This is a genomic window from Bartonella sp. AP21QHHD, from assembly GCF_042196205.1.
Taxonomy (GTDB): domain Bacteria; phylum Pseudomonadota; class Alphaproteobacteria; order Rhizobiales; family Rhizobiaceae; genus Bartonella.
This window is the reverse complement of sequence record NZ_JBHIPT010000023.1, coordinates 127,746-142,442: the sequence shown is the minus strand read 5'-3', so window position 1 is coordinate 142,442 and position 14,697 is coordinate 127,746. Positions and strand designations below refer to the sequence as shown.

Genomic DNA, 14,697 nt, shown 5'->3' with positions numbered 1-14,697 from the left:
TTTTGCAAAATATCTTTAAAATAGACTGTGTTCGACGATACTTTACGAAGGAAATGAGATGCGATTAACAAAACAAACAAATTATGCTCTTCGAATGCTTATGTATTGTGCAGATAATCAGGGAACTCTCAGTCGTGTTCCAGAAATTGCTAAAGCATATGCCGTTTCAGAGCTTTTTTTATTTAAAATCCTTCAGCTGCTTGTTCAAGCAGGTTTTATACAAACAGTGCGTGGACGCAATGGTGGAGTTAGATTGGCTAAACCCGCAGCAGAAATTTCAGTCGCGGATGTTGTGAAAGTAACAGAAGACAACTTTTCCCTCGCAGAATGTTTCGATACTGCAGAACCAACTTGCCCCTTGTTTGATTTTTGTGGTTTAAATACCGCACTTCAAAAAGCATTAAATGCTTTTTTTGAGGTGTTATCCGTGATATCCCTTGCTGATCTACAACAACCATCCTTTCAAAATCATTTTAAAATTAATGACAAAAAAGCAAACTAAGATTATAATACAAGGAGATTAAGTATTTCTATTGCAGCAATAATATTAGCCGCTGGACGGGGTGAAAGAGCAGGATCTCCCCATAAAATTCCAAAACAATATCGGCTTCTAGGACAAAAGCCAATTATTTATCATACCGTGCATTGTTTTTTGCAGCATCCAGCTATCACAACAATTATTCTTGTTATTCATCCAGAAGATCGTCAAATCTGTGAACAAGCTATTGACGATTTTAAAGAGCGCCTTATTATCGTTGAAGGAGGCAATACACGTCAAATCTCTACCTTATATGGACTTCAGGCACTCAAAAAATTTGCCCCCCAATATGTGCATATTCATGATGGTGCACGCCCTTTTATCGAAAACAAGCTTCTTAATAACATTCACAACACTATCACGCCTCAAGAAGGTGTTCTTCCTGTTCTGCCCATCTCTGATACCCTTAAACGTATAAATAATCAGCATGTTTTAGAAACAATTCCCCGTACCCATCTTTATAGTGCACAAACTCCACAGTGTTTTCCCTTTGAACATATCTTAGCGGCCCATAAACAAGCAAAACAAGCTTGCAAACAAGAATTCACTGACGATTCTGCAATTGCCGAATGGTTTGGAATTCCTATGCGTACCGTTCCTGGAGATCCTAACAACATAAAAATTACATGGCATGAAGATTTTAATACTGCACATTTATATCTCCAAAAGAAAATGCAAATATTTCCTGATATTCGTACCGGCAATGGTTATGATGTTCACTCTTTTGAGGATGGTGATTTTCTTATATTATGTGGTATAAAAATCCCTTTTCATAAAAAATTAAATGGACACTCCGATGCGGATGTTGCTCTTCATGCATTAACAGATGCCCTTCTTGCAACTCAAGGTGCTGGAGATATCGGTACACATTTTCCTCCCTCTGATCCTCAATGGAAAAATGTATCATCAGAAATTTTTCTCCGTCATGCTCTTGATATTATAAAACAAGCAGGTGGTCGTATCGCCAATGTTGATATCACAATTATCGCTGAAAATCCTAAAATTAGTCCATATCGTCATGCCATGACAGAAAATCTTATAACAATACTTGCAATAACACCTGATCGTATCTCTATCAAAGCAACAACAAATGAAAGGCTTGGATTTATTGGTCGTGGTGAGGGAATTGCTGCTCTTGCAACAGTGAGCGTCCTTTATTCAGGAGAAATTCCCCAATGACATATCTTTGTGAAAAACAAGCACATGAAGTTCTTAATACCTTTCGCCAAAAAGGTTTGCTGTTAACAACTGTAGAGTCTTGTACAGGGGGACTCATTGCTGCATGCCTCACAAATATAGCAGGATCGTCAGATGTTCTCGATTGTGGATTTGTTGTTTATTCAAATGAATCTAAAACACGCCTTGTTGGCGTTTGTGCTGAACTTATAAAAACCTATGGTGCCGTTTCAAAAGAAGTTGCTCTTGCAATGGCTGAGGGTGGATTAAAACATTCACAAGCTGACATTGCAGTTTCTGTAACAGGAATTGCTGGTCCAGGAGGTGCAAGTCTTGATAAACCTGTAGGACTTGTGCATTGCGCAGTAGCTTATAAAAACCACTCCCCCCTGCACAAAGAAATGCACTTTGCTCATCTTAATCGCAATGCTATCCGCCATGCAACTGTTGAAAATGCTTTTAAAATGATTCTGGAATTGCTTCACTGAATTCCCCATACTAATTTCAAAATTCTTTATTCCCCATCGAGTCTATAATCGTCAACATCTTGAAAAAATTTTATTGTATCACAACTTGAAAATGAACGATCTGACTAGCCTAAAATTATCTCACTTTAGTCCTGTGTAGGTTGAATTAATCAAATTTATTCACTTACACGCCACAAGAGAAAAAACTGTATAAATAAAATGATTAATGAAAGGGAAACTTGTACCTCTCTCTCAAGTGCTAAGAGCTGGTACAACATCTTGAGAGATGGCAAATAAATGATACAGGAGAACTTCTTCATAAGTGTACAGATGTAGATTTTATATACTTTTACGAGAATCTATACTATTTATTATGAGCACTATTATGAAATGGGTATGACGCAAGCATGTTCTATTTGGGCGTTTTGTTTAACGAGTGTGCATCCATTAAAAAAGAGAGAAACAAAAGCATGAAACTGTGCATCATCTTCATCATTTAAAATGATATTCCCTCAATATGCTTTTGAAAGCTGAATTAAAAACAAATAGTAAAGATGGAAACCGGTTTTCACCTTCACGCTGTTTAAGCAATAGGTATTGTTAAAAAATAACAGAATAGACTATGTTACCGTAGAGCCATAAATCTGATGCGCACGCTTCTCAAAAGCCTCGGTAAATTTACGAAACGCAATATCAAACATTGAGCCCATCACTAATCCAAGCGTTTTACTTTTAAATTCATAATCAATAAAAAACTCTACATTACATGCATTGGTATTTTCAATATCATGAAAGGCCCAACGATTTTCAAGATATTTGAATGGACCATCAATATATTTAACTTCTATAAGACTTTTTTCCGGCTGAAGAAATACTTGAGTCGTAAAAGTTTCACGAATAATCTTATAGCCAACGGTCATATCCGCAAGAAGCAATATTTTTTTTCCATATTCTTTTCGAGAACGTATTATTAAAGACTCACACATTGGTAAAAATTCAGGATAACGCTCAATATCTGAAACCAGATCAAACATTTCACTGGCACTATGGGTGATCTGCCGATGTATTGTAAAAATCGGCATAATTATCTCTGTAAGGAAAATTTTTCATCACGCGCTTTTTGCAAAATGGCAAAATCATCTCCAGCATGATGAGATGAACGCGTTAGAGGATTGGAGGCCATATGTAAAAATCCTTTTACTTTACCAATCTTGGCAAAAGACTCAAATTCTTCAGGAGGCACAAAACGAACAACTGGATGATGTTTTCGTGTAGGCTGCAAATATTGTCCAATTGTCATAAAGTCAACATCAGCAGCGCGCAAATCATCCATCAATTGCAAAACTTCATTTCGCTCCTCCCCAAGGCCAACCATAATTCCCGATTTTGTAAAAATTGTTGGATCAAGTTCTTTAACACGTTGTAATAAACGAATTGAATGAAAATAACGTGCCCCTGGACGGACCTTCAAATATTTAGAAGGAACTGTTTCTAAGTTATGATTAAAAACATCAGGCTTAGCAGCAACAACAACTTCTAAAGCGCCATCCTTATGACGAAAATCAGGTGTAAGAACTTCAATTGTTGTTTTAGGAGTTTTTTGACGAATCGCATAAATAACTTTTGCAAAATGCTCAGCACCACCATCAGCAAGATCATCACGATCAACAGATGTAATGACAACATGTTTTAATTCCATCCGTGCAACAGCATCAGCGACACGTTCTGGCTCATTATCATCAACGGCAAGTGGAATACCTGTTGCAACGTTACAAAAAGCACAAGCACGCGTACATATTTCACCTAAAATCATAAAGCTAGCATGCCTCTGGCTCCAACATTCGCCAATATTAGGACAACCAGCTTCTTCACATACAGTCACTAACTTATGCGTACGTACAATACTATGTGTTTCCTTATAAATTGGTGATGTTGGCGCTTTTACACGAATCCAATCTGGCTTTTTTTGAACGCTTGTATCAGGACGATGTGCCTTTTCAGGATGACGCAATCGTCTATTTGCAACTCTATCAACAACCGTAACCATTTAAGCCTTTGCCTTATAAATACGAAGTAACAATCAAAAATATAAAATTTTTCATACAATCCAGTCATCAAGCGTTTAAAACTTGACCATAAGCATCTAATACACTTTCTTTCATCATTTCCGATAAGGTCGGATGTGGAAAGACAGTATGCATTAATTCTTCTTCTGTTGTTTCAAGATTCATAGCAATAACAAAACCCTGTATCAATTCTGTTACCTCAGCCCCTACCATATGGGCCCCGAGAAGCTGTCCTGTTTTTTTATCAAAAATCGTTTTTACTAACCCCTGATCTTCACCCAAAGCAATCGCCTTACCATTCGCAGCAAAAGAATAACGACCAATACGTATATCATAACCTGCTTCTTTTGCTGCCGCTTCTGAAAGCCCTACAGAGGCAACCTGTGGTGTACAATATGTACACCCTGGAATTTTTCTTTTATCAAGTGGATGAGCGCTTTTCAAACCTGCAAGATGCTCAATACATATCACACCTTCTTCTTCTGCTTTATGGGCCAACATAGGAGGGCCTGCTACATCACCAATAGCATAAATACCTTCCACCCCCGTCCAACTCCATTCATCAGTTACAATGCAGCCGCGATCGGTTTTTATTCCCAAAGCTTCTAAACCAAGATTCTCAATATTACCTTGCACCCCAACAGCGGAAATCAACCGGTCAACAGTCATTGACTCTATTTTACCTTGAACATCAATATGTACACTTACAGAATCGGAAGATTTTTCAACCTTTGTTACTTTTGTTTGACGAAGAATGCGTAAACCTTTTTTCTCTAACTGTTTACGAGCAAACGTTGAAATTTCAATATCTTCAGCAGGCATGATATGGGGCATCATTTCAACAACAGTTACTGTCGCCCCCATATCATGATAAAAAGAAGCAAATTCAATGCCAATAGCCCCAGACCCTATAACCAAAAGCGATTTTGGCATTGCTGGCGGTATCATAGCTTCAAAATAAGTCCAAATGAGTTTTCCATCTGGCTCAATACCAGGAAGGACACGAGGACGTGCGCCCGTTGCAATAATGATATGCTTTGCTTGATAAGTTCCCTCCCCTAACGTCCCTTTAGGGACTGGATTTTGCGGTTGCATAATCGGTTTGGAGGATGAAAAAACCATAATTTCCGCAGGAAGGCTTCCCTTTGCTTCTTTAGTAAGCTTTGCTTCACCCCAGATAATATCAATTTTGTTTTTTTTCATTAAAAAACCAACACCAGCATTTAAACGTGCTGAAACACCCCGTGAACGTGCCACAACATCTTTGATGTTTGCCTCAATTGAACCATTAATTTTTAATCCATAATTTGTCGCATGTTCAGCAAAATGTTTCATTTCCGCTGAACGTAGAAGGGCCTTTGTTGGAATACATCCCCAATTTAAACAGATCCCTCCCAAATGTTCACGTTCAACAATCGCAGTCTTAAAGCCACATTGTGCTGCACGAATTGCGGTTACATATCCGCCTGGACCTGATCCAATCACAATTACATCATAAAGATTTGCCACAGTAATTCCTCCATGGATATATATATAAAATGGATATGCATTTTTTGAACTTAAGACTGTAAAACAATATGAGAGAATTATCTTATGTCTTTGCTTTAAGCTTCACGTAAATGCTTTATCCAAACCAGAAATAGCAATAACATTGCTCTTTAAACTCTTTAAATTTGTTTCTATTCTCTTAACACGCTTTCTCACAATTTATGTGAAGAACTGTTAAACAGTTCAAACCAACATTGCTAATGGATTTTCAATCATCTTCTTAAAAGTCCGCGCGAGCTCTGCTGCTAAAGCACCATCGACAGCACGATGATCCGCAGAAAGCGTAACTGACATAACTGTCGCAACAACTAATGCACCATTTTTAACAACGGCGCGTTGCTCCCCTGCTCCAATCGCAAAAATCGTCGCATGCGGTGGATTAAGAATAGCAGAAAAACTTTTTATACCATACATCCCCATATTTGATACAGCTGTTGTTCCACCCTGATATTCTTCCATTTTTAACTTGCCCTCGCGCGCACGCTTTGCAAAATCCTTCATCTCTTTGGAAATAAGTGATAACGGCTTTTCCTCTGCATGGCGAATAATCGGTGTAATTAATCCATTGGGAATAGAAACAGCAACCCCAACATCACAATGTTTATGATGAATCATCCCACCTTCAAGCCAAGAGACATTCGCATCAGGAACCGCTTTCAAAGAAAGTGCGACAGCTTTGATCACCATGTCATTAACAGAAAGCTTATAAGTAGGCTGAGTTTCTTCCTGCCTTTTAACCATTGGTGCAGCAGCATTCAGTTGTGTACGCAGTGCTAATAGCGCATCAAGTTCACAATCTACCGTTACATAGAAATGTGGGACTCTCTGTTTTGATTCCACCAAACGTGTCGCGATTGTTTTACGCATATTATTATGGGGAGCGAAGCTATATTCATCCTCTTTGAAGAGTTTCAATATCTGTTTGTCCGAAGCACCTGTAGCTATTAGCTCCCCTATCGATGATGAATAAGACACTTTAGACATATCGCTGCTCACAGCTTTTTCTACATCGCGCTTAATAATGCGCCCATGCGGACCACTTCCAGAAATAAGGGATAAATCAAGACCTGCCTGAGATGCTAATCGCCGCGCTAAGGGAGAGGCAAAAAGACGAGCTTCCTTTTTATCTTGCTGTATTAATTGCCCAGTTGATGATTCATGAGACATTTTTATTCCCTTTGAGTCCGTCTGTTTCAGAGAATCTGTCTGTTTGATGCCCTCTGGTTTTTGTCTTGTAGAAGAAGAGATTTCTTCTGCAACTTTTGCAGCTTCAGCTAAATCTTCACCTTCTTCTGCTAAAACAACAATTAAAGCATTTACTTTAACGCCTTGTGTTCCAGCAGGAACAACAATTTTAGCAACCCTACCTTCATCAACGGCTTCGACTTCCATTGTCGCTTTATCCGTCTCAATTTCAGCAATAACATCACCAGAGGAAACCTTATCTCCCTCCTTAATATTCCATTTTGTTAAATTTCCCTCTTCCATCGTAGGGGAAAGCGCTGGCATTGTAATTTTAATGGGCATTATGCTTTCCTCCGTTATGCTCTGTATGTCACAGCCTTAACGGCCTCAATAATTTCAGCAGTATTAGGCAAAGCCAACTTCTCAAGATTAGCGGCATAAGGCATCGGAACATCTTTGCCAGAAATCGTAGCAATTGGCGCATCAAGATAGTCAAAAGCCCGCTGCATAACACGCGTTGCTATTTCAGTTCCCACAGATGACTGAGGAAATCCCTCTTCAATTGTTACCAAACGACCTGTTTTTTTAACTGACGAAAGAATTGTTGGAAGATCCATCGGGCGAATGGTTCGTAAATCAATCAATTCAACATCAATACCAAGTTTTTCAATTTCTGGTAACGCTTGAACAGCATAATGCATCCCAATTCCACATGCAACAATCGTCACATCTTGTCCAGACTTATGAATACGTGCCTTACCAATAGGCAAAAGAAAATCATCCAGTTGAGGAACATCAAATTGATGCCCATACAAAATCTCATTTTCAAGGAAAATAACAGGATTATCATCACGAATAGCAGATTTCAGCAAACCTTTCGCATCTGCAGCACTATAAGGCATGACAACTTTCAGACCTGGTACATGACTATACCATGCAGCATAACATTGAGAATGTTGAGCACCAACACGGGCAGCCGCGCCATTGGGACCTCGGAAAACCATAGGAGCGGTCATTTGTCCACCAGACATATAACGTGTTTTGGCTGCTGAGTTAATAATTTGATCCATCGCCTGCATCGCAAAATTAAATGTCATAAACTCGACAATAGGACGTAACCCACCAAAAGCAGCCCCAACAGCCAGCCCAGCAAAACCGTGCTCTGTAATGGGGGTATCAATAACTCGGCGTTCTCCGAATTCTTCCAACAAACCTTGACTAACCTTATAGGCACCTTGATATTGCGCGACCTCTTCCCCCATGAGAAAAACTTTTTCATCACGCCGCATTTCCTCAGCCAAAGCCTGATTAAGTGCTTCACGAACTGTCATTGTAACCATTTGTGTTCCCGCTGGAATATCAAAATTAAGAGATGTATCAAAAGTAGGAGCAGCCTGCGGAACTGACAAAGGCAGAGAAAGAGCAGATTCCTTAGGTTTTTGTGCTGTATCAGTAGGTTGCGAAATATCCTCAGCACGCTCACCTTCTTCTAACAAAATTGCAATAACAGTGTTAACCCTTACGCCTTCTGAACCTTCAGGCACAAAAATTTTACCAAGAGTACCTTCATCAACGGCCTCTACTTCCATTGTAGCCTTATCCGTTTCAATTTCAGCAATAACATCGCCAGAGCTAACCTTATCACCTTCTTTCTTGAGCCATTTAGACAGTTTACCTTCTTCCATAGTTGGTGAAAGCGCCGGCATCAAAATATCAATAGACATACTTGCTTCCCTCGCATCAAACTAAAATATCAGTATAGAGCTCAGAAGCATCTGGCTCTTGATCACTTTGTGCAAAATCTACCGCATCAGCAACAATTGCACGGACCTCTTTCTCAATAGATTTTAAATCGTCTTCGCTCGCCCAATTTTTTTTAAGAATCCGACTTTTTACTTGATCAATCGGATCGTGCTCCTCTTTTATTTTTTGGACTTCTTCCTTTGAACGATATTTTGCTGGATCAGACATGGAATGACCACGATAGCGATAGGTCTGCATATCAAGAATGATCGGTCCTTTACCTGAGCGTGCCCAAGAAATTGCTTTATCAGCAGCTCCTTTTACTGATCGAACATCCATACCGTCAACAACAATACCTGGAATTTCAAAAGAAAGACCACGTCGGGAAAAATCAGTTTCTGCAGATGCACGTGAAACTGACGTTCCCATAGCATACTGATTGTTTTCAATAATATAAACAACGGGAAGCTTCCAAAGTGAAGCCATATTAAAACTCTCGTAAACCTGCCCCTGATTTGCAGCACCATCACCAAAATAAACCAATGTCACATTATCTTTACCAAGGTACTGATTCGAAAATGCCAAACCTGAACCAATGGGAACCTGCGCACCAACAATACCATGTCCCCCATAAAAGTTCTTTTCTTTAGAGAACATATGCATCGAGCCACCTTTCCCTTTGGAAAAGCCACCTTGACGTCCCGTTAATTCTGCCATAACACCACGCGGACTCATCCCAACGGCTAACATATGACCATGATCACGGTAAGACGTAATAACCTGATCACCTTCTTTTGCCGCTTTCAATGTTCCTATAACAACGGCTTCCTGACCAATATAAAGGTGACAAAATCCCCCAATAAGCCCCATACCATAAAGTTGTCCTGCTTTTTCTTCAAAACGGCGAATTAAAAGCATTTCACGATAGGCATCAATTTCTTCTTCTTTTGTAAAATCTGCTATTGGTGCTTTCTTTGTGGTGCTTGATAATGCAGTGCGCGCCGCCGACGCAGAATTTTTTTTAAGTCGTTCTGCCATATTAAACTCCCTTTTATGATTATTTAGGAATAACCTTTACGAACAAAAGTTACAAGCCTTATCAATCGGCTTAAACAATATCATTGCTGATTGTTGTTTAAATTAAGCGATTTTTCATTTACCTTTGGTATCATTTCAAGGTATTAAGATTGTCAATTCATTTGGCTTAGAAAAGTTCAAATTCTTTCGGACATACTCATCCAACATATCTTTTTCTATATGCCCATTGCGTAAAAGAGAAATACGCTTTTCCATGAATATCCGCTCAGCTTCTATTTTATGAAGCTCCTTTTCTAATTCGCTAATATGCTGATTAACTTCACTGCGTGAATACAATCCATACTCACCATGATAAATGTGATAACTGAAATAGCTTAAGACTCCCACCGTCATAAGAGGTAGTACAAAGCGTACTTTGATTGATCGACGTTTCTGCTTTGTCCACATAAAATAGCACAGTCTTTACAGCACAAATTTCTTAATAATCAGCCCAACTATGCACGATTTTGATTAATACCTCATTACCAAATCTACACTAAATAATCTTATTATGTTCAATTCCCCCCCTTAAGACAATCAAAGTAAGTTGAATGCCCCACTTTTTCTATTACAAATATTGGATATCCTCTAATTTGTAGATTTTTTCCCCAAATTTCCTGTTAAAATAAGGATAAAATCAATCAATACCCAAGGTATAATTATAAAAATAATCCCTATAAGCCCTATCCCCATAAATAGTAGACCTATTGTACTTAGTATAGTTATAAGAAGCATTACAATGCCTGTTATAATTTTACCAACCATAAAACGATGAATCCCCAATGCACCAAAACACATGCAAACGATCGCTAACAACATTTTTGATTGTTGTGGCTGCCCTGCTGACAAGATAGGAAAAACAGACTTAATGGTATCCCCTTCACAGACAAAATCAACCATATCACCAACCTTTGGTGGCTTTTTTCCTGACCAATTCCTACTCAAGAACTGATAACGCTTACCATCACCACCTGAAACGAAATAATTTCCTTGATCCTGACTAATAATTTTACCTTTCATCTTCACCACCTATAAAATTGTTATGCATAAAGAAGCTTTTCTTCTAATATGATAGATAATATGTTGGATAAACCTCACGGCATGAATACGATCTGTACTCACCGTGATATACGACATTTTAAAAAGCTTAAAATCCCCCAACAACTTAAAATTCCCGCATTTATAAGTGGCAATACAAAGCACGCTGTTCGATTTGTACTTTTGCTTTTTATATGAAATAGTACATTCTTTTTCAATATTTTTATTTAAATATTCATAATTTTATTTAATATTTAACATTAAAGACATAGAATAAAATAACTTACATTATTAAATTAATATATTGATAAATATAAATAAAATTATTTGTTTATATTAAAATTTTGTCGAGTTGCTATAACTTGGTAATTTTATTGCCATCTGCATCTCTAAAATATCCAGATAAAATAACTATAAAATCAATAAATGACCACAGTATATTGATAAGAATTCCTATACCTGTTACATTTATGAGAAGCATTACGATACCCGTTCCAATTTTACCAGCCATAAAGCGGTGAATACCCAACCATCCCAAAAAAAAACAAATAACTGCCAGACCTAATCTTGATTGCTCTGATTCTTTTTGACTTAAGAGAGGGAGAACAGATTTAACAACATTATCTTCATATACAAAATCAACAATATCCCCTATACTCGGCGGTTTTTTTCCTAACCAATTCCAATCCTCAAATTGATAACGCTTATCATCACCTCCCGAAACGAGATAAACTCCTTGATCTTGACCAATAATTTTACCCTTCATCCTTGCCCACCTATAAAGCTGCTCCTTATGTGTTATTCATAAAGAAACTATTTCTTTTTATAATATGCTGATTAACCTCACGGCGTAAATAAAATTTGTAGCAGCCGTGATAAACATGAAATTAAAATAGTTTTGCCCCCCAATGATCTAACGCTTTCTGCTGCTATAAGCAGCAATACAAAACAACCTTAGTTGATTTACCCACATAAAATAGCACAGTCTTTTTCAATACTTTTATTCAACTGTGCATATTTCTCTTAATATCTCACATTAAAGAAATAGAGTACAATAATCTTGCATTATTGCAACTTAATATATTGATCGAAATAAAAAGTAAACTTTATTATTTTCTTTTTATTGTAAATTTTTCACAAATCTGTAATCTGATTCCCATCTTTATCCGTAAATCTTCCTCCAAGAATGACTATAAAATCAACAACTGCCCAAATTCCGGTAATTATCAATCCAAACAATGATAAAGATAGAACCAGCATTAAAGCACCAGTCCTAACTTTACCAACCATAAAGCGATGGACACCAAAGATACCTGCAACCCAACAAAGCAGTGCGAACATTATCTTTGTGTTCTCTGTACCTGGTCTCAACAATGGGAAAACAGAACTGACAACACCTCCTTCACAGACAAAATCAACAGCATTACCAATCCTTGGTGGATTCTTTCCCAACCAATCCCAAGTCGCAAACTGATAACGTTTACCATCATCACCCGAAACGAGATAATTTCCTTGATCTTGACTAATAATTATACCTCTCATCTTAATCCCTATAAATTTAAACACTTAAAAATTATTGCGTATATGCCTTTGATAAGAAATCTCAATTTCATAATCTAAATGATCTTATACTTTCATATTTTTTGCTCACAACTATACACGATATAAATCACCAGCATAATGCGCTTGGGCTCCTAGCATTTCTTCAATACGAATAAGTTGATTGTATTTTGCTAATCTATCCGAACGAGCAAGAGAACCTGTTTTAATTTGTCCACAATTCGTTGCAACCGCAAGATCTGCAATGAAAGAATCCTCTGTTTCGCCTGAACGATGAGATATAATGGCACGATAACCTGCTTTATGCGCTACTTCTACAGCATCAAGTGTTTCACTCAATGTACCAATTTGATTAACTTTTATGAGAATAGAATTGCCTACCCCCATTTTGATACCATCACGCAAACGTGCTGAATTCGTTACAAACAAATCATCGCCAACAAGCTGACATTTTTCTCCAATTGTGTCAGTAAGTAGCTTCCAACCTTCCCAATCATCCTCTGCCATTCCATCTTCAATTGTAATAATAGGATAATTTTTCACAAGATGCGCTAAATAATCTACCTGCTCTTGGGTGTCTCGGCATTTCCCCTCACCTTTATAAAAATACGAACCATTTTTATAAAATTCGGTTGAAGCACAGTCTAAACCAATGGCAATTTGTTCACCTGGTTTATAACCACATATCATGATAGATTCCATAATAAAATCAATTGCTTGATCAGCACTTTTAAATTGAGGTGCAAAACCACCTTCATCACCAACATTGGTATTATAACCTGCATCTTTTAAACGCTTTTTCAATGCATGGAAAATCTCAGCGCCATAACGGATAGCTTCTCTTACAGTAGGAGCTCCTATAGGGATAATCATAAACTCTTGAAAATCAATCAAATTATCAGCATGAACGCCACCATTAATAATATTCATCATGGGGGTTGGAAGAATATGCGCTTGTGTACCACCAATATAACGATACAAAGGTAAATTTAATGAATCCGCAGCTGCTTTTGCAACAGCTAATGAAACACCAAGAAGTGCATTGGCACCAAGACGGGCTTTGTTTGGCGTTCCATCCAAAGCAATCATTGCTTGATCAATAGCAATTTGATTTGTTGCATCCCGCCCACCAAGTTCTTCAAGAATTTCGCCATTAACTGCAGCAACCGCTTTTTCAACACCTTTCCCTTGATAGCGCAAACCACCATCACGAAGCTCTATAGCCTCATGTGCTCCTGTTGAAGCTCCCGAAGGAACCAGAGCGCGACCAAAAGCTCCATTCTCCAAATGAACATCAACTTCTACCGTTGGATTACCACGGCTATCAAGAACTTCACGCCCAATGATATCGACAATTATAGTCATATGTGTTTCCTTATCCAATAAAAGTCTCGATTCATTTATAAAGCCCTATTAATGAAATATTTTTTCTCTTCTCAACTCAACTTTTTTGACAGATAATCAAATTCCATTAAAGTCTCAAGCAATCTTTGTAAATCATCAACTTTAACCATATTGGGTCCATCAGAAGGTGCATTATCTGGATCTTGATGTGTTTCTAAAAAAATACCAGCTACCCCAACAGAGACAGCTGCACGCGCTAAAATTTCAACAAATTGACGCTGTCCACCAGATGAAGCCCCCTGCCCCCCAGGTTCTTGAACAGAATGCGTTGCATCAAAAATAACAGGAGCACCAAATGAACGTAAAATAGGCAACGAACGCATATCAGAAATAAGTCGGTTGTAACCAAATGACGTGCCTCGCTCACAAAGCATAACATTCGGATTACCACTGTAAACAACCTTTTTTAAAACATTCTCCATGTCCCACGGCGCTAAAAACTGACCTTTTTTAATGTTAATAACACATTCTGTTTTGGCGGCTGCTACCAAAAGATCTGTTTGACGACATAAAAAAGCCGGTATTTGTAAAATATCAACTGTAGAAGAAACAATTGTACATTGCTCTTCTGTATGCACATCAGTTAATATGGGACAATTAAACTCTTTTTTTAAATCAGAAAAAATGGACATTGCTTTTTCAAGACCAATACCACGTGCCGCCCCCAAAGAGGTTCTGTTGGCTTTATCGTAACTTGATTTATAAACAAACCCGATACCAAGCTGATCGGTAATTGTTTTAATACGACCAGCCATTTCAAAAGCATGATCACGACTTTCCATCTGACACGGCCCTGCAATTAATGAAAGAGGCATTTCATTTGAAAAAATCATATTTCCAACTTTCACACGGGCATTTGGTTTAGTCATTTTATCCCTCAAAAGCAAAGTAATCC

15 protein-coding genes are annotated in these 14,697 nt (G+C 37.9%); 3 read left to right on the top strand and 12 right to left on the bottom strand.

The genetic code is table 11. The features are described 5' to 3' along the window. Positions 1-58 precede the first annotated feature (58 nt). From rirA to ACFIMC_RS02370, 3 genes are read left to right on the top strand one after another with little or no spacing between them, the layout of a single operon-like run. The gene (gene rirA, locus ACFIMC_RS02380) at positions 59-502 is read left to right on the top strand and encodes an iron-responsive transcriptional regulator RirA (protein WP_375611276.1); all 444 of its coding nucleotides are present in this window, start codon (positions 59-61) and stop codon (positions 500-502) included. 24 nt (positions 503-526) lie between these two features. Further along, entirely contained in the window at positions 527-1,717 is a 1,191-nt protein-coding gene (locus ACFIMC_RS02375; RefSeq protein WP_375613044.1) for a bifunctional 2-C-methyl-D-erythritol 4-phosphate cytidylyltransferase/2-C-methyl-D-erythritol 2,4-cyclodiphosphate synthase, read from the top strand. Further along, complete coding sequence (locus ACFIMC_RS02370) at positions 1,714-2,202, top strand: CinA family protein (protein ID WP_375628982.1); 489 nt, start codon at positions 1,714-1,716, stop codon at positions 2,200-2,202. The genes ACFIMC_RS02375 and ACFIMC_RS02370 overlap by 4 nt, the downstream gene beginning before the upstream one ends. Positions 2,203-2,801: 599 nt before the next feature. Here ACFIMC_RS02370 and ACFIMC_RS02365 read toward each other — a convergent pair. The 12 genes from ACFIMC_RS02365 to kdsA form a co-directional block, all read right to left on the bottom strand. Continuing rightward, positions 2,802-3,263 (bottom strand): type II toxin-antitoxin system RatA family toxin, encoded by a 462-nt coding sequence (locus ACFIMC_RS02365; RefSeq protein WP_273791149.1) that lies wholly within the window; start codon positions 3,261-3,263, stop codon positions 2,802-2,804. A gap of 2 nt (positions 3,264-3,265) precedes the next feature. After that, positions 3,266-4,228 carry a lipoyl synthase gene (gene lipA / locus ACFIMC_RS02360; RefSeq protein WP_375612897.1) on the bottom strand — a complete coding sequence of 321 codons (963 nt, stop codon included), beginning with the start codon at positions 4,226-4,228 and terminating at the stop codon, positions 3,266-3,268. Between the two features lie 67 nt (positions 4,229-4,295). Continuing rightward, positions 4,296-5,756, bottom strand: a complete 1,461-nt coding sequence (gene lpdA, locus ACFIMC_RS02355) for a dihydrolipoyl dehydrogenase (protein ID WP_375672001.1) — start codon at positions 5,754-5,756, stop codon at positions 4,296-4,298. Positions 5,757-5,978: 222 nt separating this feature from the next. Beyond that, complete coding sequence (locus ACFIMC_RS02350) at positions 5,979-7,322, bottom strand: pyruvate dehydrogenase complex dihydrolipoamide acetyltransferase (RefSeq protein WP_375672002.1); 1,344 nt, start codon at positions 7,320-7,322, stop codon at positions 5,979-5,981. A gap of 14 nt (positions 7,323-7,336) precedes the next feature. After that, on the bottom strand, positions 7,337-8,704 hold the full coding sequence (locus ACFIMC_RS02345; RefSeq protein ID WP_375612900.1) for a pyruvate dehydrogenase complex E1 component subunit beta: 1,368 nt from the start codon (positions 8,702-8,704) through the stop codon (positions 7,337-7,339). 16 nt (positions 8,705-8,720) lie between these two features. Next, entirely contained in the window at positions 8,721-9,761 is a 1,041-nt protein-coding gene (pdhA, locus tag ACFIMC_RS02340) for a pyruvate dehydrogenase (acetyl-transferring) E1 component subunit alpha (RefSeq protein WP_375628974.1), read from the bottom strand. A gap of 135 nt (positions 9,762-9,896) precedes the next feature. Next, positions 9,897-10,208, bottom strand: a complete 312-nt coding sequence (locus ACFIMC_RS02335) for a septum formation initiator family protein (protein WP_012754998.1) — start codon at positions 10,206-10,208, stop codon at positions 9,897-9,899. 180 nt (positions 10,209-10,388) lie between these two features. Further along, entirely contained in the window at positions 10,389-10,820 is a 432-nt protein-coding gene (locus ACFIMC_RS02330) for a hypothetical protein (RefSeq protein WP_375622161.1), read from the bottom strand. Between the two features lie 373 nt (positions 10,821-11,193). Then, complete coding sequence (locus tag ACFIMC_RS02325; protein ID WP_375620764.1) at positions 11,194-11,604, bottom strand: TM2 domain-containing protein; 411 nt, start codon at positions 11,602-11,604, stop codon at positions 11,194-11,196. Between the two features lie 368 nt (positions 11,605-11,972). Beyond that, complete coding sequence (locus tag ACFIMC_RS02320; RefSeq protein WP_375672003.1) at positions 11,973-12,380, bottom strand: TM2 domain-containing protein; 408 nt, start codon at positions 12,378-12,380, stop codon at positions 11,973-11,975. Positions 12,381-12,491: 111 nt separating this feature from the next. After that, positions 12,492-13,763: a phosphopyruvate hydratase gene (gene eno / locus ACFIMC_RS02315; RefSeq protein ID WP_375612904.1), complete on the bottom strand. Its 1,272-nt coding sequence runs from the start codon at positions 13,761-13,763 to the stop codon at positions 12,492-12,494. Between the two features lie 71 nt (positions 13,764-13,834). Then, positions 13,835-14,671, bottom strand: a complete 837-nt coding sequence (kdsA, locus tag ACFIMC_RS02310; protein ID WP_273791141.1) for a 3-deoxy-8-phosphooctulonate synthase — start codon at positions 14,669-14,671, stop codon at positions 13,835-13,837. Positions 14,672-14,697: the final 26 nt, after the last annotated feature.